Consider the following 20,975-nt stretch of genomic DNA (forward strand, 5'->3'; position numbering starts at 1 on the left):
TTGTGCTGAAGTCAAATCCCAACTTTTTGATAATATCTTTATTATTTAAAATCCCTTTAAGAGCCCTAACACTTTTATTATTAGTTGTGTAATCAACATCCAAGTCCTTATTTTTAAAAGTGATTGTAACATTTCTTTTCAACCAGGCAGATAGAATTTGCTTTACATTTCCCCCTAGGCTTTCTTTAATGGCGATTTGTTGTGGAGAGTGTCACGTTGAATTAAAGAGTGATGATTATGTCACATTAGATGAATTTAGCACGATGAGGCACACATATTGCGGTTATGATCTTATTGCCGATCTGATCAAAGACATACACCCCATTTGTCTGCGATGTCTTTAATCGGTGTACCATGTAAGAGCGTCCATCTGTAAATCTAAATTTTGTAATCCCGTCGACACACGTGTATATCCAATTAACACTCAAATCACTCTTTTTTATTTTTCTATTATATTTATTGTAATATAATAGAAAAATAGATAAGTTATTGAACATAGAATAATGAACAGAGTTTTGTTGCAATAAAGGCAATAAAAAACGTCCTTTTCTATTCGAACAGTGATGTGTTCAGAAAAGGGACGAGTTATGGAACAAATAATAACTTATTTATAATATCGTGCTTGATCGATAAATATCAAATAAATGCCAATCCCTTATAGATAAGGGATTGGCATTTTGGCGTACTTCTTAAAGTTACAAATATGTTAAGTTCATTTTATAAACAACATTTTAAGAAATGTTTTTCAATTCCTCAGTTAATCGTAGGAATTCTTCTTTGTTTTTATTCTGTAATGACTGGTCAATCTCTTTTCGGATTTGCTCTTTTCGGAAATTAAGAAGGGCTTTATTTATCACCATTTCAGCGAATTCAGAATCCTTGACGTTTATTTCAAGTTGTGGTGTTGTATTAGCCAAATTCTTTTCCATAGGAAATCAACTCCTTGACCTTTTTTCTATTATACCAAAAACTTTAAGAATATTCAAATAATTAACCAAGTAGTTCCAATGAAATAATCCGTTTGCTCAATGAAAATGGGTCAGTGAAAAATATAAGTGAAAAATTGGTTACTGAAAAAATTATTGAACCAAGGTTAGGACCATATAAGGGAAATGAAAAAATTACATATGATAATGATAAAGATCCCAAGGTTAGTTTATTAATAAGCAAAGCCCTGAGAAATACTCTTATCGCAGCTATTTTATACATTGCTCTCGTTAACTTGGCCCTTTTCATACCTGACTCACCACTAAGAGGCGAAAACGGAAGTGTCATAGATTCACCCCTAATGAGTGGTATCAGCACATTTATTTTCCTTTTCTTTATTATTATTGGTTTAACTTATGGGATTACTGCAAAAAAAATTAATAGTCCTACAGATGCGGTAAATTACATGATTGAAGCCATAAAGGACATCTCAGGATTTGTTGTCTTAGTCTTTATAATTGCACAATTTATAGCATATCTTCAATGGACGGACATATCCTTATTAACGGCAGTTAACGGTGCTGAGTTGCTTAAATCAGTTGATTTGGTTGGTATACCAGCCATTGTCTTGTTGGTTCTGCTAACTGTAATTTCAAGTTTATTCATTACGAGTGGTTCAGCTCTCTGGTCAGTTTTAGCCCCTATATTTATTCCTATGTTTATGTTATTAGACATTCACCCTGCTATCATACAGGCTGGTTATCGAATTGGTGATTCTGTGACAAACATGATTACTCCACTGAATCCTTTCGTTGCCGTTATGTTAGGGTTTTTAATGAAATATGATAAAAAAGCAGAGTTAGGTACACATGTGGCTTTAATCTTGCCTTACACCATTGCATTTTTGATTGTTTGGATTATTATGCTCATTGCATTTTTATTATTAGATATTCCTATCGGGCCAGGGGTAACAAAGAATATAAAGTAAGTAGGAGTTGAAAATAGTATTGAAGCTATACGGATCCTATAGACATCAAGTTAAGAAAGATACCTGGTTTATTAGAATATTTTTATGTATCCTTTCATAGAAAAATCATTTAAGTTTTGGGTAAGGTTAGTTCAAAAAAAGAGACTGACTATAAAAAGTCAATCTTAGGTGACGTCAGGTGCTTCCTCACGTCTTATATATATTATGCAAGTGTTTGACAAGCGTTTACTCTATCTATTAAGTTTTGGCACTTTTTGAGCAAAATCATAACCTGGTCTCCCAGTTTGAATTGCGAAATTAGTAGTAGGGATAATTAAATAAATAATGACAAAGGGAATACAGAACCCTTTGTCCTTTTTATTCTTAATCAAAAATACTGTCTAAATTTTTCAAACCAATAAATTTATACTATTGCTGATTTTTAGTCCACTCTAATTCAATTTCATATATTTCTTCTTTACCGAGAAGACTTCTATTGGAACTTATGGCTTAAGGACCACTTTAATACATCCATCTGTCCTTGTATCAAATACTTCATACCCATGCTTTGCTTGGTCAATTGGAAGTACATGGGTTACAACATCACCAGGATCTACTTTTCCTTCTGATATTAGTTTATAAAGGTAGGGCATATATGGAATAACAGGAGCCTGTCCGGTTTTAATATCCACGTTTCTTTGGAAAATATCTCCTAGGGGGAATCCATTATAACGTCCGCCATAAACGCCTGTTATCTGTATGGTTCCCGCCTTACGCACGGCTTGGGACGCAATTACAATCCCTCCCATGGCTCCCCCATGTAATTTAAGACCCGATGCAAGATATTCCATCGGAGTCATTTTGCCACTCATCCCGGAACAGTCAATAACGATATCTGCACCACCTTTAGTGATTTCTTTAAGGTATTCGCCGGTGTTTTCATATTGTGCAAAATTTACGGTTTCCACTTTATTCGTCCTTTTTGCATGCTCTAAACGATAATCGAGATGATCGACAGCAATCACCCTTTTCGCCCCTTTAAACCAAGCGAATTTTTGAGTAAGTAGACCTACAGGACCACATCCTAAAACGATAACCGTATCGCCAGGTTTGACACCTGCGTGATCTACACTCCAGAATGCTGTGGATGCTGCATCAGCGAGCAACACCAATTTTTCATCTTCTACCTCGCAGTTTTCTGGGATTTTGAAAGGGGTAAAGTTTCCATAAGGAACACGCATATATTCAGCTTGCCCGCCCGCATACCCACCAGTTGTTTCTGAGTATCCAAAAAAACCACCCATTTCCCCATGAGGATTTGAATTATCGCACTGACTTGTAAGGTCGTGGTTGCAATACCAGCAGCTCCCGCAACTAACGTTAAAGGGGATAATGACCCGGTCTCCCTTCTTTACCTTAGTTACCCCTGGTCCAACTTCCTCAACAACTCCCATCGGCTCATGACCAATCACATAATCTGTAGGCATATTGGGAATTAATTGATGAATTAAGTGCAAATCGGAGCCGCAAATCGCTGAAGTAGTGATTTTTACAATAATATCATCCGAATTTTTGATGGTAGGGTCTTTAACTTCTTTAACCTGTACATTTTTATTGCCCTGGTAAGTTACGGCTTTCATATGCTTTTCCTCCTTTATTTATTCGGCGTTGCGAACATGCCGAGTCTGTCAGTATCATTCGGGAAAAGATTCATTCCAGCAATACTTACCGCCATATCGGCTGATTTCAAATCTAATTCCACCTGTTTACCTACATCGTTCGGATAAAGCCAGCCCTTCCTGATCATTAAATCAGATAACTCACCATGTAAGTCAATAGATTGCTCCATTTGCTGGTACAATGCTTTTCTCAATGCGGGATTCGCTGTTTCAGATAATGCAATACCATAAGTATGAATCCCACTTTTGATAGAGAGTAGAAAATCTAGCGCGAAAGAGGAATCAGCCATTTCCGGCATATGTTCAGCACCTTGAGGGTCTAAAAAATCCATTTCCATTTAAATTTCACCTCATTTTTCATAGTTTGTCCGGGCTCCTGTATAAAAACCCTTTAACTCGTTTATAGCAGCTATAGATTGTTGTACGTCTTTTTCCATTAATGCTTTTAAGTCATTGTCAAAGCAAATTCCTTGCATTAATTTAGATCGCATTAAACCTATTGTTTTTAAATTTAAAATTTCATGCGTTTCCATGGTTTCATGAAATGCCAAGCTTTCATTTTCCATACGTTCACCTCCCTAATCTATATAACAAAAATACCTTTCCCAGTTCATCTGTTTGTTATACGGAGTATTAACCGATATTTAGTTTATTTCGCAAAGTACACGTTACATTTGCAAATGATCATGTATAAAAACTTTTGTATTACTAAAGATATGTAAGTGAATTCTCAATGAAATGGGGCGAAAAAAATCATGACGAAAAATTTAGGACTGCATGAAACTTTAGAGGCGCACGAAATTTTAACTTTCAAGAGTCTTTGTCTAACAAAGTCCTCTACAATGAGCAGTTTAGTGCAGGATACAGAATTACAAAATATTCTATTAAAAGACATGAGCACAGGGACACAAGATATTCAACAACTGCAGGAAATTCTGACGAATCGAGGGGATCATTAATGACAAATTTTTTGCAAAATATGGCTGGTATGGGTGGCATGACTGATCAGGTGATTGCAACGGACTTCTTAATATCCACAAAATCAGGAATTAGAAATCTTGCATTTGCCATTACAGAATCAAAAACACCTGAATTAAAAGCAGCCTTAAGAGAACAGCTTCGTGTTGCTGTAGAAAGACACGGAGAGATAAGTAACTATATGATTTCAAAAGGTTACTATCATCCACATGATTTAAGTGAACAACTACAAGTTGCTTTAAATACAGCAAATACAGCCCTAAACCTTCCTCAACAATAAAGTCAACTCATGGTTGTGAAAAACAGACAGATTACACAGAGGGACAGGCAAATGGAAAAAAAGCAATGGATTTCTCGAACTTGAAATACATTGCTTTTTTCAGGGGGATAATAGAAAGTCCTTAGCAAAAGGGAAATAATGGTATGTAGATGATTCAATCTATAAGCTGCTGTGTTTTAACTAATTTTACTTATTTCTTAATGGTTAAATCGATTTATTTAACCTTACTTTCAACTAAGTGTTACCTCAATAGGCATAGCCACCACTCACGTTGTTAGGATAATCTTCGTAGTCATAAATAATTATGGTGTCATATTCTTTTCCTCTAGAATTTCTTCAGATAAAGTAAAATCACCTTCACTATTTATTTGATTATATATATTCTACGAGAGGCGGATTGCTCCGCTTATCAAAACCTAAATTATAAAAAACCTAAAAAAATAAAGGAGAACACATATTAGCCATGTATAATATGTACTCTCCTTTTATTTTTTAATGAACTAACGCACCCGCTAGTTCCATAAGAAAAAGAGCTGATCGTGACCGTCACAGCTCATTAAAGCTATAGTACCTTTGGTTGGATTAATCAAGTAACCTTCTATTGATGAATACGTACACAATGGTTAATAAAATCAACATAGCAATGATAAGAACCGTTAACTCATAAGGATAGTCAATAAAACTATTGACGACTAGTAACAATCCCAACGGAAGGAAAAAAAACCCACCTGTTACCGTGCCTAATAAGGACTTATTTTTTATCATCTTTTCATTAAAACCTGCTAACAACCAGGTTTGCTTTTTCACAGCTACTAAGTACGACACAAGTAAAAGAGCTATACCAATTACCAATAATCCATAATCCAACTTTTCACCCCCAAAGGACACTTTATTTCCGGATACTTTTTTATACGAACCAAAAAGGTAAAAGTTCCCTTTTTTCAAACTGACCTGCACCGATAGTTGCATAAGAAAAAGTTGCAATAATGACAGCTCCCGATTGTCAGCCTGTTAGTTCTATAAGAAAAGCGAACCTTATTCAAGAATCGCGCCCGAGAACGAATATAAGCACTTGGTGGGCAGGTTTTCCCAAATTAATACATGTCTACTTCTATGGGCGCAATGCACTGTCACTTTTTATTAATAAAGAAAGTTTCATCCCCATTTGGTGGTTAGAAGTTTCTCTGTCTCCATTCTGGAAATTTGGGTGATTATCGTGGAATTTCTAAAAGAAGCGTTGAAAGGGATTGTTTCCAGGCAATCTCATGTCTCTTTCTCAGCAAAGAAAACCACCACCCCGCGTAGGAAACAAAAGGGTGGTTCCCGATCAATCTTTATTCACCAAACATGGATCCTATTTTGCATTCCCATCAGCTTGATGAATTCCGAATATATTCCCTTCGTATCAATATAGTATCCTTTCCACGCCTTTACAGTGCTTATTTGGGCAATGCGACCTTGCCGCCATTCTCAAGATTAATGGCTTCCGCTTCGTAATAATTATTGACACCCATTATACAAGCATCCCCATTAAGAGCTTGGCCAGCTTCCTGCGGAGGACTTTGACCCTGCATCAAAGCACATTTTCCCAGGTTCATTCTCATCGCCAGTCACGCTCCCAGGTAAGGCCTTCCTGCGAAATCACTCCAATCTTGAAATGACCATCCAAATACCTCACCATAAAATTTCTTTGCCCGTTCCATGTCATCCACATGAATTTCGAGGTGAACTAATCTTCCCTTGATTACCTCCTAGTTTTGTTCAAAACTTTTCCTCTTACCGTAAGTATGCCTATGGAGCTTTATTTATGATGAAGCAAGCTTTTCAATTTGAGTTAAGTCACCTCTTTATTATAGGACGGTTGCGGGAGTATCTAACAAAAAAGGAAGCTCCCTGATGTGGGATAGCCACCTTCGTTTACGATTACTATGAAAAGGTAGGAGCAGGGAAGTCATCAATTCTCATACGAAGTAAACTATATGGTTTTTCCCGGAGGTCTCTTCCATAATGAAATCTCGCCTGCCGATGTAATTGATTCACAATGACATATAAGTATTGATCTGGGCCAATCGAAAAAGTATCCGGCCATAAAATTCTCGGGTCATGTGCGATGGTCTCCATTGCGCCATTCGGCAATATCTTCCGGATACTATTGTTTTCATAGTCTCCCGCATAAACTGTTCCTTTTGCGCCGGTGATCATTCCATCAGACGCACCTTTTTCCCCCCAATACTTCACATATTGGGATAAATTCAGGTCCTGTATCCTTCTGTCTCTTAGGGCTTCTGTTGAGATCGAGTACAGCTGACGGCTGGTTAGCGGAGCATAAAATAAAACCTTTCCATCAGGAGAAATCGCTAAACTATCGGAAGCCAATCTAAATGGGAAAGTCGAGCCGTCCGGGTTTCGATTCATCAAAATTCCACCTTCTACTTTCGGTAAAAAATAGGGATCAGGTGAAGTTGATATGGCCCCATTTAACCGTCTAAACGCGTTCCCATTTTCTAAATCTACGACGATTATAGCCCCTGGCCCTCTGGAAGAAGAATCCGTTATATATGCATAGCCTGCTCTTCCAACCCGAAAATCCAAACGGACATCATTCAGATAAGTTGTTGGCAAGACCACATCTTCTGTAAAGGTATATACTCTCCTTATTGCATTCGTACTTAAATCAACGGCAACTAATTTAGCTCCCCCTTGAATAGGTTCAGAAAAATTTGGTGCCCCTGTATCTAGTACCCAAAGTGTTCCTCTTCCATCAGCAACGATACTTTGGACACTGACGAAAGACATCGTAATATTCCAAGTATTAACTAAATTGGCTTCTACACTGGGATAAGGCTGCAATTCACCCTCAACAATTTCAGCCACAGTAAATTGAACGTCGTCTCCCCATTTCGGAAAGCATACAAAAATACGACCGGTTTCGGAAACGCTGACACCTGTAGGCATAGCCCCATAAAAAGCATGCACCAGTTCAAACTGCCCAAAATATTTTTCCATAGGTAACATAGGTTGCATGATATCCTCCTCATCAAATCCGAACGGATATCACCTATATATGATGAAATTTTTTTGTAGTGCCTGGTTCTCGATAAATTTTTCTATCGGGATGGAAGCTGTGGGTTTATTAGTCCAGGAGAAACATGGGAGTTTCGATAAAGGGATTCAAACTTCCACTGGTTCTCCAAAGACGGGGAATGAGAGCATTTGAATTTACGTTTGCAGTCAATTTTAGAACTAACATATAAACTATTATGATTTGCACCCGTCCAGCAGCCTGTTCCATATGTCATTCCTTCCTCATTAATTCAATTACTAGGTGGCGTCGCCATGATTAGTGTACTGGTTGACTCTTTGAAAATGAGTTTCTCTGGTCCATTCAAATCAGGCGCCCTCTTTTCCTTTATCATCACAACCTCTGGGATCTCTATTCTCCATATTGGAGCGCCATTCTGGGGTCTGGTTGGGGGTACCTTGACCACCGTATTCTTGGATAAACAAGATTTTTATCAATCCGAATCAAGTGACCAAAACAATGAAACTAACTTGAGTGAAGCTCTTTACAAGGACAAAATTTCCTAACACCGCTTCTTTAGACCTCGGATACATCTCATGAGAAAATAAATGCCACCTAGACATAGTGCAGTCTAGGTGGCATTTATTTCTTTGTATAGAATAAAAACCTCATATACTTATGATACGATTCACCCGCACCTATTCAAGCAGTGATTTTTTAAAAAATGTCAGCCTTTTAATTTTACACTTCTAATTTAAATCGACGCTGCTGAGGAAGCAGCTGCTTGATAAGCCTTCACACAATCAATTGCAACAACGAGTGCAATAAGAATGGTTTCCATCTCTTCATCTATTATTTGAACCTTGTAGCTATCTCCCCAAGTGAACCACTCCTTGCCCACTTCAACTACGATTTTACCATGCTGTAAAACTCAAATATCCATATCCCACCAATTACCATGTACTTCAATGACTGCCGCATCAATGGTATATCGTGCTTTTAAGAAGGAAAGTTCCTTCTTTATTGTTAATACCTCTCGACCCTTCACCTCAACCAATAACTTTGGTAAAATGCTGAACACCTTTTTCGCAATGAGTGCTACTTCACCTCTTGCTGTATTCATAATGGAGAAAGCTTTGGAACTTGCATAAAAAAACTTCCCTCCACGTAATATTTAAGTCTTTTACATTACTTTCGTTTGAAATGGGCATCGGTTCCAATCTTATGCATGAAACTCCAAATAATAGTTTCACTTAAAAGCGCCTTCTTTTCGTTCACCACTATTTATCCTTACTCATTTACCTTTTGTAAAGTCAGCAATTCTTCCTTCGCAATCTGGCCCAATTGTTGAATAACTCCTTATGTACTCTTCAACTAGCTGCCCCGGTGGTTCCATAAGAAAAAGCTGCCTTAAAGACAGCTCTGATCTTCAGCTAACTAAGATGAGCGTTGTTTACTTCTTGAAAAAGGTTAAATGTTTTTTAATATTTAATAATTGTTCTTCCCAAATGGTGACCATTTTTAATCGCTTCAATCGTTTGAGGTAATTCCTCAAGTGAAATTTCACTTATTAGAGTAGTTTGAGAAATATTCCATTCATTCGCTATTTTCCCCCAGATATAACCACGATCTTTGATTGGTACATTTACAGAATCAATTCCCAAAAGGTTAATTCCTCTAAGTATAAACGGCAATACTGTTGATGTTAGTTTTATACCACCTGCATTCCCACACATACTCATACTTCCACCATAAGAAATTTGAGGAATTAATACAGAAGCAATTTCCCCACCAACAGTATCTAGGACGAAGTCAAACTTTTGCTTATTTAATGGTTTATTTTGCACTCCTAATTCATTTGCAAGAATGACATCGGTAGCTCCTAAAGATATAGCTACCTCTATTTGGTGTTCTTTTCGAACTAAAGCAGCAATATTTTTGTAACCAATTTTAGATAAAATTTGTAAAGCAATACTACCTACTCCCCCAGTTGATCCAGTGACTAGAATCCTAGGGTTTTTAATTATATCCATACCTTTCTCCTCTAAAGCTATGATTGAAAGGGCAGCCGTAAACCCCGCTGTTCCAAAAACCATAGCATCTTTTAAGGATAAGTTGACTGGCATAGGAACAATCCAATCTCCAGGGACTCTAGCATATTCTGCAAATCCTCCTGTATGGCTCATCCCCATAGCAAAACCTGTAACAATAACCTTCTGTCCCTCTGTGTAACGATTATCTGTTGTATGAACAATGGTTCCACTTAAATCAATTCCGGGGATCATTGGGTAATTCCGAATAACTCCTCCATTTTTTTGAACAGCTAACATATCCTTATAATTTATTGAAGAATATGACACCTTAATTAAAACCTCACCGTCCGAAAGACTGTCAAGATTAACATCTTCCAAAGCATAAATTACTTGATCATGTTTTTCTTTTACAATAATTGCCTTGAATGCATTCATAGATATCTACCTCCTTTTTGATGCAAAACATTTTTGTAGCAAAAATGTTTCATTACAAAAACTAACATGATATTATAGGTAATGTCAATATGGAGGAGATACTATGGAATTAAAAGATTGCATGAACTTTTTACTAAGTGCTAGTCAGAATAAAGTTTTTAAATATTTCAGCAAGCTTTTAGAGGAATATGGAGTAACACCAGCTCAATATGGTGTATTGAATTGTTTGTGGAGAGAAGGACAATTATCTCCTAAACAAATTGGAGAAATGGTATATTTAGAAGCTCCTACTGTCTCGGGAATATTAGATAAAATGCAAAAAGCTGAATTAATAGAACGTTCGGTTGATCCAAAAAATCGTAGAAATGTTTTAGTGATGGCTACTCAAAAATCTAAGAGAATCAGAGATGAAGTTGAAGCTGCAACAATTAAGTTGAATAATAAGGTTCTTCAAAACTTGTCGGATAATGATATAGTAGTACTAAAAAAAGCATTAAATACAATAATAAAGTCTGATTTTTAACGATATGTAGCCAATATAATAACACTTATTTTCTTAACCTACGCTTGGAACAGTACTTGGTTGGTGTGTAAATTTGCAGATTAGCTTACTAGTTTGTTAATATAAAAAAATTAAATTAGCCCCCCTCATAATGGTTGATGGGGGGGGCCTGACTACGTTGTAAAATGTAAGACTTATAAATCCCATTGTTAAACTAACCTGCCCCTTTAATTCCATAGAGAAAACTGCCTGAAAGGACAGTTTTTATCTTAAGCTAATAAACATTATCCCACAATGGATTCAAACAATTTACAAAGATATGGGATTTAGTGGTAAGCCCTCTTTTATAGAGAGGTTTTATTTATTGAAATGGTATAAAATGTATATGGTTGGAAGACAATAATACTACCAGCTACTCCACTATTCCAACTTAAAAGGCCCCTCTCATAATCGAGATGGACTTTTTTGTTTAATGAAGGTAAATCAAAATTTAGGTCTAACCTTCTTAACTAATGTGGATTTGAAATAAAGTATGAGCAAATTAATCCAAGAAACCTTGATAAATGAATAAATAGAAAGAGCATGCTTTGAAAAAAGATTAATCAAAACATGCCCTTATAATATTTAATTGGATTATTCTTTTATAAAAAAGATTGATCATTTTTGTGTTCCTTATGCAACAACGCACCCGTTAGTTCATTAAGAAAAGCTAAATTTCTTTAAGAATCGCGCCCTTTAGTTGAAGAAGTTACATGACATTCTCTATTTCTTTTTTCTTAAATATGCCTACCAGTAGCATAATAAGTCCTATGATGAAACCGATTGGGAACATGTACCACATAATCAAAGCTGCCCAACCATTCCCAACAGTAAATGCGTATGTTAGCCCTACCGCAAAAGATAAGAATGGTGAAATTGCCAACATAAGAGCAATACCCCAAACAATGAGTTTTCTTTTTTTCGACTTACCTTTGCTAAGTTGATAAGCTACAAGTGCTCCTATAAATGCAATTCCATACCCTACGGCAAATGCCATCTTTTGTTACTCCCCTCTCTAAATTTCACAATACTCTTATATATGTGTACCTCTGCTGATTTAGATTAATGTATATCTCCCTGATTTTAACATAATTATCCAACCATCTTTAAGAAGTATCTTTAACAAAATGGCCCAATTGTTGAATAAAGATCAACAGACTCTTCAACTATCCTGCCCCTTAAAAAATCCTTAACATTTTTTTCTCGTACTTCACGAAAAAAAGATGTAATACCACCATTTTTAAAAAGAGAAAAGTTCTAAAAGGGATCAAGTAAAATAAAATAGCAAGTGGGAACTTAAAAACATTCTAAAGGAGATGGTTAGTTGAGAAAGTGGAAATACTTAGTATCTTTAATTTTGACGGCATCAGTCTTATTTATTGGAGTGCCAACAGATACAAGTGCACAGGAAAAGGTAGATTACTCTATTTTCGATCTACCTAAAAAGGGGTATTTGAAGCAGGGTGATCGCGGAGAAAATGTGAAGATCTTGCAAAGATCCTTAAATAAGGTAGTGTCTTCAGGATTGGTTGTAGATGGGATTTACGGAGTTAAAACGAAAAATGCTGTCCTTAAGTTTCAGAAAACCTCCAAAAGTTTAAAGGATACTGGAATATACGATCGCAGCACCCACAAAGCCCTTTCAGAGAAAATCAATTCATTTGGTTTTTCAAAATCAGTATTGAAAGAGGGCAGCCGCGGTGAAGCTGTTCGGACATTGCAAAAAGGATTGAATCAGTTGGGATATGGTCTTTCAGAGGATGGTGTTTTTGGCCCAAAAACAAAAGCCGCTGTCATCAAGTTCCAAAAACGATATACTGAATTAACACCGAACGGCATTTTTGATGGAAAAACTAGAAATTTACTAGATAAAGTTCTGCATGATTAGAATTTTGACTATTTATCGATATTTGCGACATTTTACCGAATAATCGATATAATGAAAATTCCGAAGATAAAAGAGCAATTTTTTATATCGAAGATAAAATATTATTTTTCGAAGATAAAGTCCTACTTACGTAGATAACTATCATTAAATTTAGGATGAACCCAACATTTTAATGTGAAAAATAGCTACAGTAGCAAATCCATCTATATTTCCTGTCATTTTCCAATCTATAAACCTTCATAAAGATTAAAAAAGACCAAATCAATTTTCGATTTGGTCTGCCTTTTTTCCCTTTCTTTAAACATCCTTTCATTTACTTTCCTTTGATTTGGATAATGGAGAAAGAATAAGTTGTTCACCTTTTTCGTACCCCCCCCTATAAACTTCTTCGTCACGCTTAATTTAGGAACAACCTGGTAAACAATAGCTGCTGATAGGATACTGATAAGAGCTCCAACAAGAACATCTGCTGGATAATGGACTCCTACCCAAATACGCGAAATACCTACAAGGACAGCTAAAACTCCCCATAAAAAGCCCCAACCTTTTTTGAATAGCCAAAAGGATATACAAAATGAAAAAAATATAAACGTATGATCACTTGGAAAAAAATTATTGACTGCTTTTTCAACTAACTTATTGACATTAGCCAGCTCGGCAAATGGTTGATTATTCGAGTGAAGTTTCCCTGCCATTTTCGCAATGATTTCAGAGATAAAAAAAGTAATAAAAGCGCAGATAATCATGATTCTATTTTTATTACTCCGTGAAAATCCGATCTTCAGCCCTATAGTTTAAGTAGAAACCTTCACAATCTCTTCTAAGCTTTAATAATGTGTTGTTCTAGAATCTGGTGCAATACAAAAAGACGCCTTCTTATTAAAGAAAAGCGCCGATTTGTTAATTAATATAAAATCATTTAATCTTTTTTACTTTGATTTACCTTAATTAATTCATCAAGCTTCTCATTTTTTTCTTTGTCTAATTTTATTTTTTCATTCATGAACTTTATTACCTTAACTACAAAATAAATAGCAAAGACAGTAAGAACTAAATAAAAAATAATAGGTAAAAAAGCTACAAGAGCAAATAATCCATCTCCACCGTTAATCATTTCAGACCTCCAAAAATATTAAATATATCTATAATATACAGTATTTTCTTCAATTAAAATGTCCGGTTAATTGGGGATTACTTGAATTCGAAAGTATGGTAATAATCAATAATCTTACATTCATAGGCCGCCAATTGGCTGCCTTCTTATGACGCTAACGCACCCTTTAGTTTAAGTACATTTTTTCACAATCTTCCTAACTAGAATCCTTATTTCTCAGTTTTAGCAAAACGTTCAATTCTTTCCCCAATTTCATCACGAACACGTTGGAAGAGCGCCCATTTTTCTTCATTAGTACCTTCTGCTTTAGCTGGATCATCAAAGCCCCAGTGTACACGTTTGATATGGGGAGGAGTAACTGGACAATTATCTGCTGCATGACCACAAAGAGTTACAATTAAATCCGCATTATTTAATATTTTTGAATCAATCACATCAGATGTTTGATTAGAAATATCGATTCCTGCTTCCTTCATAGCTTTAACTGCGTTTGGGTTTATTCCGTGAGCTTCAAGGCCTGCACTTTTTACTTCCCACTCATCATTTAAATGTTTTTTCGCCCAACCTTCAGCCATTTGGCTTCTGCAAGAATTTCCAGTACATAATAAGTAAATTGTTTTTCTAGACATGATGTATATCTCCTTTTAGTTAATTAATAATGAAAAGAATAGACCTAGTAAGGTAATAAATAGAATTGGGATCGTTAAAACAATTTCTGTTTTGAAATACGTCCCCCATGAAATTTTTACTCCCTTTAGAGATAAAACATGGAGCCTCACTAAGGTCGCTAACGATCCGATTGGAGTAATTTTCGGACCTAAGTCAGACCCAATAACATTTGCGTAAATGAGAGCTTCCCTGATGGTACCAGACGTGTTGGTTTCAGCAATAGCTAATGCATCGATCATGACGGTTGGCATATTATTCATCAAAGAAGATAAGAAAGCTGCTGTAAAGCCCATACCTATCGTTGCAACAAATAAACCTTGTTCAGCAGTTGCTTGAATGACACTAGCTAACGATTCAGTTAGCCAAGCATTTCCTAAACCATATACAACCACATACATTCCTATTGATAAAAAGACAACTGACCAAGGAGCACCTTTTACAACTGTTTTTGTATTAACTGCATTACTTCTTCTGGCCAATTTAACATTTTCTTATACAACTATCCTGCCCCTTTAGTACCATAAGAAAAGAGCTGTCTTAAACCAGCTCCGATCATCAGCCAACGGACCCGTTAGTTTCTTAAGAGTTGTAGAGTTGACGCAAACTGTGCGATAAGAAACCTTTTCAAATCAAAAAAACACCCATTAAATAGGAGTGTTTTTTGTAATAATATTCTGGATTGCTTTGGCAGCAACATCTATATCATTAATTAATTCTACTTTACCGCAATTAGAACAAACTAATTCAAAAGTATGTTGTGAATTAAATGTTAAGCATCTAACTTTTAGAGATTGAGTTTTATTAAATGTAAAAGTATGAGTAATATCAACATTATGATAATAGCATAGGTCGGAAAGTAAACTTTTTAAGCGTTCAAATGTCATAATCTTCCCCTTTCAATAAATGGGAAGTGACTAAGAAAAGTCTGGTAAGACCCAAATATACTTTATTATCTCTTACTGTAACATCTAGAATTTTGAATGTATATAACTACCGTTTTACAAATAGTTACATTTTATCTGAAATCATGCCGTACAGTCCGAATACACTGCGCTTATGAACTAACCTGCCCCGATAGTTCATAAAGAAAGAGTTGCCTTTAAGATAGCTCTGATCTTCAGCTAAAGCACCGTTAGCTCTATTCTGACTAACCACTTCACCAAATGTTTTTTATTAAGCGAATCATCATTCTTGGTATAAACATTAGGATGTTCCAAGCCACTTCAAATAAGATTGAATCCCTAAGCTCAATTAGGATTTCTTTAAATAAGCCGTTCTGCCTTTCTTTTTTTCTTTTTTTATTTTTCATCTGCCTAACTCCCAATAACTCTATATTATTTAAATTATTATAATCCAATTTTCTTGTTGCAATAAATAGTTTGATACTCCTTTACTTCATATATTAATCATCAGCAAGGTCTCAATCTTTGTTTAATTATTCTGCCCCGATAGTTCCATAACAAAAAGAGCTGCCAAAGCAACTCTCTTATTGAAGTAAGCACCCGTTAGTTTAAGTGTATAAAATCACAAACTTAGCTGGTTTTGTTTAATAAAAGAGGTGTGCTCAATACTAATTTTATTTATTACAGGAATGCTCCCCCTTTAATTGCATAACAAAAGGGTCGCTTCATCAACCTCTATTATTGGAGTAAATCACCCGATAGCGAAAAGTGCTTTTTACCTTCTAACGAATACCGAATATTCCATTGGATTTTCGAATCCTAATCTTTCAGCTAGCTTTATCGACGCAAAATTGTTAACATCACAGTCCCAATTGGGTTCCAAATTTCTTTCAATACAGTGTTCAATGAATATATCTGCAACATTTTGAGCTAAGCCCATTCCTCTATACTTATTTTGAGTTGCAATATCAATTTCAGCAAATTGTGATGAACTAAATATAGATGTACACTCACTTACAACGGTATCATTATGTAACAAACAATAGCCAAATCCATTCTCTAGAAAATTTGATACTGAACCCCAATATTCATTATAATAAGATTCATTAAATTCCAGACTTTCAGTAATTATCTTTTCATCTATTCTCTTTACTATAAAATCTTTAGGGACTTTTTCCATATTTACTGCGGAATATGTATCCTTATTAAAATGAAAAGCATATCTGTGCATTTGCCTTAACTCATTTCCAAGCATTTTATTTATAACTTGATCCCATTCTTTTGATGGAGAAAACAAAGTAAAACGCTTTTTATCATTTTTTATACTTCTATAAACCTCTAAAAATATGCTTTCAAGACCATTGTTCATTTCATCTCCACCAACAACAAAAATACCTGAATCAGTGCCAACTAAAACTGCTTTCTTTAATTCATCCATATAAACCTTTCCAGGAATATAATTATTTAATACAGAGTAAATAAATGTCGGATATGTTTCTTTATCATTATTTTTTAGTAAATTTATTACCTTCTCAAATTCAGTATTCATACACTGGTTCCCCTTTTGTTTTTACTATTCTTTCTTTTGTACTTTCCTTCTCAATAATTTGCCCCGATAGTTCTTGATGAAAAGAGTTCCAGAAGCAACCTCCCTTATTGAAGAAATCTTATTTTTCACAAGAAAAAATCAAAAATTTATCATCAATGTAAACTGATGCACCTCTGTACTTTTCCATCAAATTACCTCCCTAACATTACCAACCATATCAAAAAACATTTTTTTATAATTCCTTAACTTTTTATCGGAAAATTCACACTTTTTGAACTAACCTGCCCCTATACTTGCATAAGAAAAGGAGCAGCTGATCAGCTCCTGGTATGAAGTAAAGCACCCGTTAGTTCACTAAAAGAAAACTAAAAGTAACCTTAGTTATGAATTTATTTGAGCTATTACAACAACTATTAAAATTGCAAAGCCAATTAGCCACAACAACACAGCCCAAGTACGTGAACTAAAAAGATTGAATAATTGAATAGACATTATATCAAATACAAAGTCGGTTAAAACCTCCCAAAAGGGTACTTTCGGGTCTCCCTTTTTCCATAAGTTGATGCTAGTAAGATTAATATTATTCCTAGTAAAAAAAATATAATTCTAATCATTCAAGTCGATTCCACCAGACAGTAATTCTTATTTTAAAAAGATATTAACTTTCCTCCCATTGACTTGTCACTGGTAAGTATTAGGAGTGTTTGTTATTAAACTACTGCCCCGTTAGTTCAATAAAAACCTTACCTTAAATCCACTCTTTTCCATGTTCACGAATGAATTTAATATCGTTTTGATAATGTTCAAGATGCCCTTCATCTACCATCTTTTGAAAAGCAATGTCACCTTCACTGGATTTTCTTGTAATTGTTTTACATACCCCTTCTAATCGTAGCAATACCATTTCCAAATAATCTTCTTCTAATCTCTTACCGTAAGATTCAAAAAACAATCTAACTCTTCGTTTTATATGGTTAGCATGCTGTAATGAATTATAATTAACTTTCTCACCTGTTTCAGAAAGATAAAATCTACTTAAGGGGACGCAAGTATAAAGAGTATAAGCTATGTCCCAAAGTCTTGGACCAGGTCCAGCAACATCAAAATCAATAATGCCTGTTGGTCTTTCATAATTAAAAATAATGTTGTATATTGCAAAATCGTTATGACATAGTACCTCAAATGGTTGGGGGGTGTTATCTATCGATTCCCAGCTATCATCAAGTGAAAAACCACTTACAGAATCATGATAAAGACGGAGCATTTTCCCTATTTCTATTAAGACATCATCAGACCACATGTATTCTTTTAAAGGATAATTACCAGCTTCTCCTTCAATAAATGATAATATCTCTCTTCCTTTTTCATCAATACCTAAAAACTTTGGTGCATAACTGAAACCTTTGTTCTCCAAATGCTGTAATAGCTTATGAATTTTGGGACTATCTGGCTTTAATTCTCGTCGCACAGTATCCCCCGAACGATAAACGTTTGAGACATTTCCTCCTGTTAGCATTTCTTCATTTTCATGGTTTGACATCTAAATACCCCTACCTAATTTTATCTTCACTTATTTGAACTCCCAATTAAACAATCATTCCTTTTGATATTTTACCACAAATATCCATTACCCTTGTTGAACTATCCTGCCCCTTTAGTTCCAAAAGAAAAAGCTGCCTTAAAGACAGCTCCGATCTTCAGCTAACACACCCGTTAGTTCATTAAGGGGTACCCATTTGGAACAGTCAATTAAAAAAGAACCTCTAAAGAGATCCCTAAATTATATTTTTAGTTGATTAATTTTAAAAAGGTAAATCATCTTTTATTATAGGGTGTACCTTTCTTACTAAATCTGTAATGTCATTTTCTCCGTCGTAAACAACACTAACAATCTGAAAGTCGCCTGGATAGCGAACAGAGCCTTTTATCTTTTGTATCCACTCATAAGCTGATACAGCAGCAGTCCATTTCGGTTCTTTTCTAAAGTCAGTTGTTATGACTGAACAGCTACCAGACTGTAAAAACTTAGCACCGTTCGCAAACAATTGAACCCAATCCGAATCTCCATTTGTATACTCCTAAATTTCCGTTCCTTTTCCTTCCTGAATTTAAAAAGGGCTTTTTTTATCCTCAAAAAGCACACTAATAATTTCATTAAATTTGATTTTCTTGAAGGCACTATCTTTCTTCTGAATATTTAACTCTTTCGTGACATGATCAATATACACACAGTATCCAAGTAGTTCAATTGGATTTCCCTCGTTATGCAATCTAAAGCTTATCGGTAAATGATGTTCCATCGCATTGTGAATGTTGTTTTCAAATTCTTCAATCTGGTATTCATCAAGGATGGTTTTTTATTTAAGAAATAATCATCCTTATCCTTTCTTTAATATAATGCTTTATGTTCAGGTAACATCAATGCTGCTTGCCATTTAATGATTCCTCTATCACCACGAATTGTACCCATTATAAAGATTCCACCTTTTTCATTTATTATACAAGAACGAATACTCCCATTAAAGGGAGGGAAAAATGCCTGTTCCAAAGATGCGAAACGAACTGTGCATCAATAAGCCTTAATTATGGAACAGTTTATTATAATTAAAAATTTTATAGGCTAAACCCTATTTAGTTTAATAGAATAAAATCCACATAAATAAGGGGATTTTTTTTGTAGGGCTATAGGTTTAAACGGTTTACTTTAATAAAATAGCTCCACTTGATTAAGTAAGAGGGGGAATTTAAATGTTAAATACGAAAGTTTTATGTAGGCAAGGTAAAGAACAGGTGGAATAGTTTCACAGTAGGGATAATTGTTGGTATCGGAAATGATCAATATGTTTAGAGATGAAAGGAAAGATAGATGTGTACATACACATACGTCTAAATGGCATGATATATCGGTGATGACGCCTCTGAATGAGCAAGGGAAGACTTATATTGATTGGTATTGTGAGCGGTGTTTGCCTGCTGTTAAAAGTAGAGGGGCCAAGCTTCCCTATAGCCATCTATTCACCTGGGGGAAAAGGCCAGGCCAAATAAAAAAAGCCCCCGATACCGAGAACTCTTCAGTACCGTTGGGGGATTATAAAACAAACTAATAAAAGGACTACATTATATGTCCACGGTGAAGCTTCTGTTACTCTCTATACAAAGAATATCCCCCGTACAGCTGTAGAGGGACTACGGTTTTCCATACAAAGGACTATATATTTCCGAATAAGGAATCTATGCCAATTAATATAAAAAGAAAAACCCCATACAGTCAGAAACCGTACAGGGGGACGGGTGGGCTATCTACCTTGGGGGAGGTCCCCATGTATGTATATTCAAATGAGGTAAATTCGGGACCTCACCTGTACGAAGACACAAAGATAAGTACGTTAGGGGACATGAATTTGAGTACATAGAGTTATTGATCCACTCAAAACCGCAGCAATTTAATCTCTAACTGTTTTGAGATACAAAATCGAGTCATTATAAACAATACAGTCATACAAATTTATCTGTAAACACAAAGGGGGAGGCAATATCTATACCCTCCCCTTTTTCGAACAACATTTTTTAATCTTCTTGATTATTTTATAAAAAAGATTGAAATTATTTTTGTGACCCTTAATCAACGAAAGCACCCGTTAGTTTAAGTACAATTTTTCACAATCTTATGGTTTGAACATTAAACATTTAAGAAACACTCTAAAAATATAATTTCTTTTTAACATATAATTGAGGATTCGTGATTAATTTAGCCTTCGCTATTCCTCGCTTAAATCTTACATTGTTTAACCATTCAACAATTGCTTTTGCATCATAACTAGGGTGAAGTCTTTCCCCATTTTCTAAAGCCCAATATTCTGTATTCTTTTCCTCGTCAAAAATCCAATTTAGAAAGCCCTCCTGAATACTGTTCATCTTCCTACCTACTTTTGTTGAACAAGAAATGTATTGAATAAAATCGTCACCAAAGTCAATTTTTATAATCATAAGA

Annotated in this window: 22 protein-coding genes and 5 pseudogenes; 5 read left to right on the top strand and 22 right to left on the bottom strand. The window is 35.1% G+C overall.

Annotation, left to right across the window (positions count from 1 at the left end):
- Window positions 1-349: 349 nt before the first annotated feature.
- Together ACQKNS_RS24575 and ACQKNS_RS24580 are read right to left on the bottom strand one after the other, a co-directional pair.
- Window positions 350-424, bottom strand: a pseudogene (locus ACQKNS_RS24575) (recombinase family protein); the annotation flags it as partial.
- A 307-nt stretch (window positions 425-731) separates the two neighbouring features.
- Window positions 732-929 carry an IDEAL domain-containing protein gene (locus ACQKNS_RS24580; RefSeq protein WP_427645862.1) on the bottom strand — a complete coding sequence of 66 codons (198 nt, stop codon included), beginning with the start codon at window positions 927-929 and terminating at the stop codon, window positions 732-734.
- A 92-nt stretch (window positions 930-1,021) separates the two neighbouring features.
- Here ACQKNS_RS24580 and ACQKNS_RS24585 point away from each other — a divergent pair, with 92 nt between their 5' ends.
- A complete protein-coding gene (locus tag ACQKNS_RS24585) occupies window positions 1,022-1,915 on the top strand; it encodes an AbgT family transporter (protein ID WP_427645863.1) in 894 nt (297 codons plus the stop codon).
- 482 nt (window positions 1,916-2,397) lie between these two features.
- Here the strand turns inward: ACQKNS_RS24585 and ACQKNS_RS24590 are convergent, their stop codons facing one another.
- From ACQKNS_RS24590 to ACQKNS_RS24600, 3 genes are read right to left on the bottom strand one after another with little or no spacing between them, the layout of a single operon-like run.
- Window positions 2,398-3,534 carry a zinc-dependent alcohol dehydrogenase gene (locus ACQKNS_RS24590; RefSeq protein ID WP_427645864.1) on the bottom strand — a complete coding sequence of 379 codons (1,137 nt, stop codon included), beginning with the start codon at window positions 3,532-3,534 and terminating at the stop codon, window positions 2,398-2,400.
- A gap of 14 nt (window positions 3,535-3,548) precedes the next feature.
- Window positions 3,549-3,911: a spore coat protein gene (locus ACQKNS_RS24595; protein ID WP_048682441.1), complete on the bottom strand. Its 363-nt coding sequence runs from the start codon at window positions 3,909-3,911 to the stop codon at window positions 3,549-3,551.
- A 12-nt stretch (window positions 3,912-3,923) separates the two neighbouring features.
- On the bottom strand, window positions 3,924-4,139 hold the full coding sequence (locus tag ACQKNS_RS24600) for a hypothetical protein (protein ID WP_063575944.1): 216 nt from the start codon (window positions 4,137-4,139) through the stop codon (window positions 3,924-3,926).
- A 392-nt stretch (window positions 4,140-4,531) separates the two neighbouring features.
- Here ACQKNS_RS24600 and ACQKNS_RS24605 point away from each other — a divergent pair, with 392 nt between their 5' ends.
- Window positions 4,532-4,831 (top strand): spore coat protein, encoded by a 300-nt coding sequence (locus ACQKNS_RS24605; RefSeq protein ID WP_427645865.1) that lies wholly within the window; start codon window positions 4,532-4,534, stop codon window positions 4,829-4,831.
- Between the two features lie 582 nt (window positions 4,832-5,413).
- Here ACQKNS_RS24605 and ACQKNS_RS24610 read toward each other — a convergent pair.
- The 3 genes and pseudogenes from ACQKNS_RS24610 to ACQKNS_RS24620 all read right to left on the bottom strand — a co-directional run bounded on the left by ACQKNS_RS24610 (window position 5,414) and on the right by ACQKNS_RS24620 (window position 7,855).
- Window positions 5,414-5,815, bottom strand: a complete 402-nt coding sequence (locus tag ACQKNS_RS24610; protein WP_427645866.1) for a DUF3784 domain-containing protein — start codon at window positions 5,813-5,815, stop codon at window positions 5,414-5,416.
- A gap of 370 nt (window positions 5,816-6,185) precedes the next feature.
- Window positions 6,186-6,534 (bottom strand): annotated as a pseudogene (locus ACQKNS_RS24615) (VOC family protein).
- Between the two features lie 223 nt (window positions 6,535-6,757).
- Entirely contained in the window at window positions 6,758-7,855 is a 1,098-nt protein-coding gene (locus ACQKNS_RS24620; RefSeq protein WP_427645867.1) for an L-dopachrome tautomerase-related protein, read from the bottom strand.
- Between the two features lie 273 nt (window positions 7,856-8,128).
- Between ACQKNS_RS24620 and ACQKNS_RS24625 the strand changes: the two genes are divergently transcribed.
- The gene (locus tag ACQKNS_RS24625; RefSeq protein WP_427645885.1) at window positions 8,129-8,419 is read left to right on the top strand and encodes a benzoate/H(+) symporter BenE family transporter; all 291 of its coding nucleotides are present in this window, start codon (window positions 8,129-8,131) and stop codon (window positions 8,417-8,419) included.
- A 188-nt stretch (window positions 8,420-8,607) separates the two neighbouring features.
- On the opposite strand, the pseudogene ACQKNS_RS24630 reads toward ACQKNS_RS24625, so the two are convergent.
- Together ACQKNS_RS24630 and ACQKNS_RS24635 are read right to left on the bottom strand one after the other, a co-directional pair.
- Window positions 8,608-9,026 (bottom strand): annotated as a pseudogene (locus ACQKNS_RS24630) (LURP-one-related/scramblase family protein); the annotation flags it as partial.
- A 308-nt stretch (window positions 9,027-9,334) separates the two neighbouring features.
- Complete coding sequence (locus ACQKNS_RS24635) at window positions 9,335-10,321, bottom strand: YhdH/YhfP family quinone oxidoreductase (RefSeq protein WP_427645868.1); 987 nt, start codon at window positions 10,319-10,321, stop codon at window positions 9,335-9,337.
- Between the two features lie 103 nt (window positions 10,322-10,424).
- Between ACQKNS_RS24635 and ACQKNS_RS24640 the strand changes: the two genes are divergently transcribed.
- On the top strand, window positions 10,425-10,844 hold the full coding sequence (locus tag ACQKNS_RS24640; RefSeq protein WP_427645869.1) for a MarR family winged helix-turn-helix transcriptional regulator: 420 nt from the start codon (window positions 10,425-10,427) through the stop codon (window positions 10,842-10,844).
- Window positions 10,845-11,571: 727 nt separating this feature from the next.
- Here ACQKNS_RS24640 and ACQKNS_RS24645 read toward each other — a convergent pair.
- Window positions 11,572-11,859, bottom strand: a complete 288-nt coding sequence (locus tag ACQKNS_RS24645; protein WP_427645870.1) for a hypothetical protein — start codon at window positions 11,857-11,859, stop codon at window positions 11,572-11,574.
- 327 nt (window positions 11,860-12,186) lie between these two features.
- On the opposite strand from ACQKNS_RS24645, the gene ACQKNS_RS24650 reads away from it, so the two are divergent.
- Entirely contained in the window at window positions 12,187-12,750 is a 564-nt protein-coding gene (locus ACQKNS_RS24650) for a peptidoglycan-binding domain-containing protein (RefSeq protein ID WP_427645871.1), read from the top strand.
- Between the two features lie 309 nt (window positions 12,751-13,059).
- On the opposite strand, the pseudogene ACQKNS_RS24655 reads toward ACQKNS_RS24650, so the two are convergent.
- The 11 genes and pseudogenes from ACQKNS_RS24655 to ACQKNS_RS24705 form a co-directional block, all read right to left on the bottom strand.
- Window positions 13,060-13,541: pseudogene (locus tag ACQKNS_RS24655) on the bottom strand (phosphatase PAP2 family protein).
- A gap of 128 nt (window positions 13,542-13,669) precedes the next feature.
- The gene (locus ACQKNS_RS24660; RefSeq protein ID WP_427645872.1) at window positions 13,670-13,864 is read right to left on the bottom strand and encodes a hypothetical protein; all 195 of its coding nucleotides are present in this window, start codon (window positions 13,862-13,864) and stop codon (window positions 13,670-13,672) included.
- A gap of 209 nt (window positions 13,865-14,073) precedes the next feature.
- Entirely contained in the window at window positions 14,074-14,493 is a 420-nt protein-coding gene (gene arsC, locus ACQKNS_RS24665) for an arsenate reductase (thioredoxin) (protein WP_427645873.1), read from the bottom strand.
- Window positions 14,494-14,508: 15 nt separating this feature from the next.
- A pseudogene (locus ACQKNS_RS24670) lies at window positions 14,509-15,012 on the bottom strand (ArsB/NhaD family transporter); the annotation flags it as partial.
- 165 nt (window positions 15,013-15,177) lie between these two features.
- Window positions 15,178-15,417: a hypothetical protein gene (locus ACQKNS_RS24675; RefSeq protein WP_427645874.1), complete on the bottom strand. Its 240-nt coding sequence runs from the start codon at window positions 15,415-15,417 to the stop codon at window positions 15,178-15,180.
- Window positions 15,418-15,689: 272 nt separating this feature from the next.
- Window positions 15,690-15,842 (bottom strand): hypothetical protein, encoded by a 153-nt coding sequence (locus ACQKNS_RS24680; protein ID WP_427645875.1) that lies wholly within the window; start codon window positions 15,840-15,842, stop codon window positions 15,690-15,692.
- Window positions 15,843-16,210: 368 nt separating this feature from the next.
- Complete coding sequence (locus tag ACQKNS_RS24685) at window positions 16,211-16,984, bottom strand: GNAT family N-acetyltransferase (RefSeq protein ID WP_427645876.1); 774 nt, start codon at window positions 16,982-16,984, stop codon at window positions 16,211-16,213.
- A 748-nt stretch (window positions 16,985-17,732) separates the two neighbouring features.
- Window positions 17,733-18,524 (bottom strand): phosphotransferase, encoded by a 792-nt coding sequence (locus tag ACQKNS_RS24690; RefSeq protein ID WP_427645877.1) that lies wholly within the window; start codon window positions 18,522-18,524, stop codon window positions 17,733-17,735.
- A 262-nt stretch (window positions 18,525-18,786) separates the two neighbouring features.
- Complete coding sequence (locus ACQKNS_RS24695; RefSeq protein WP_427645878.1) at window positions 18,787-19,029, bottom strand: hypothetical protein; 243 nt, start codon at window positions 19,027-19,029, stop codon at window positions 18,787-18,789.
- Window positions 19,030-19,092: 63 nt separating this feature from the next.
- Window positions 19,093-19,335 carry a YolD-like family protein gene (locus ACQKNS_RS24700; protein ID WP_427645886.1) on the bottom strand — a complete coding sequence of 81 codons (243 nt, stop codon included), beginning with the start codon at window positions 19,333-19,335 and terminating at the stop codon, window positions 19,093-19,095.
- A 1,348-nt stretch (window positions 19,336-20,683) separates the two neighbouring features.
- The coding region (locus ACQKNS_RS24705) for a hypothetical protein (protein WP_427645879.1) at window positions 20,684-20,975 on the bottom strand (292 nt) is incomplete at its 5' end.

The organism is Peribacillus sp. NPDC094092, from assembly GCF_050279365.1.
In the GTDB taxonomy this organism is placed as follows: domain Bacteria; phylum Bacillota; class Bacilli; order Bacillales; family DSM-1321; genus Peribacillus.

Excerpts from the sequence above, each read along its gene's own strand:
- ACQKNS_RS24675 (WP_427645874.1), bottom strand. The coding sequence starts at position 15,417 with ATGACATTTGAACGCTTAAAAAGTTTACTTTCCGACCTATGCTATTAT.
- ACQKNS_RS24580 (WP_427645862.1), bottom strand. The coding sequence starts at position 929 with ATGGAAAAGAATTTGGCTAATACAACACCACAACTTGAAATAAACGTC.
- ACQKNS_RS24600 (WP_063575944.1), bottom strand. The coding sequence starts at position 4,139 with ATGGAAAATGAAAGCTTGGCATTTCATGAAACCATGGAAACGCATGAA.
- ACQKNS_RS24620 (WP_427645867.1), bottom strand. The coding sequence starts at position 7,855 with ATGCAACCTATGTTACCTATGGAAAAATATTTTGGGCAGTTTGAACTG.
- ACQKNS_RS24605 (WP_427645865.1), top strand. The coding sequence starts at position 4,532 with ATGACAAATTTTTTGCAAAATATGGCTGGTATGGGTGGCATGACTGAT.
- ACQKNS_RS24660 (WP_427645872.1), bottom strand. The coding sequence starts at position 13,864 with ATGATTAACGGTGGAGATGGATTATTTGCTCTTGTAGCTTTTTTACCT.
- ACQKNS_RS24690 (WP_427645877.1), bottom strand. The coding sequence starts at position 18,524 with ATGTCAAACCATGAAAATGAAGAAATGCTAACAGGAGGAAATGTCTCA.
- ACQKNS_RS24595 (WP_048682441.1), bottom strand. The coding sequence starts at position 3,911 with ATGGAAATGGATTTTTTAGACCCTCAAGGTGCTGAACATATGCCGGAA.
- ACQKNS_RS24680 (WP_427645875.1), bottom strand. The coding sequence starts at position 15,842 with ATGAAAAATAAAAAAAGAAAAAAAGAAAGGCAGAACGGCTTATTTAAA.
- ACQKNS_RS24640 (WP_427645869.1), top strand. The coding sequence starts at position 10,425 with ATGGAATTAAAAGATTGCATGAACTTTTTACTAAGTGCTAGTCAGAAT.
- ACQKNS_RS24645 (WP_427645870.1), bottom strand. The coding sequence starts at position 11,859 with ATGGCATTTGCCGTAGGGTATGGAATTGCATTTATAGGAGCACTTGTA.
- arsC (WP_427645873.1), bottom strand. The coding sequence starts at position 14,493 with ATGTCTAGAAAAACAATTTACTTATTATGTACTGGAAATTCTTGCAGA.
- ACQKNS_RS24635 (WP_427645868.1), bottom strand. The coding sequence starts at position 10,321 with ATGAATGCATTCAAGGCAATTATTGTAAAAGAAAAACATGATCAAGTA.
- ACQKNS_RS24685 (WP_427645876.1), bottom strand. The coding sequence starts at position 16,984 with ATGAATACTGAATTTGAGAAGGTAATAAATTTACTAAAAAATAATGAT.
- ACQKNS_RS24590 (WP_427645864.1), bottom strand. The coding sequence starts at position 3,534 with ATGAAAGCCGTAACTTACCAGGGCAATAAAAATGTACAGGTTAAAGAA.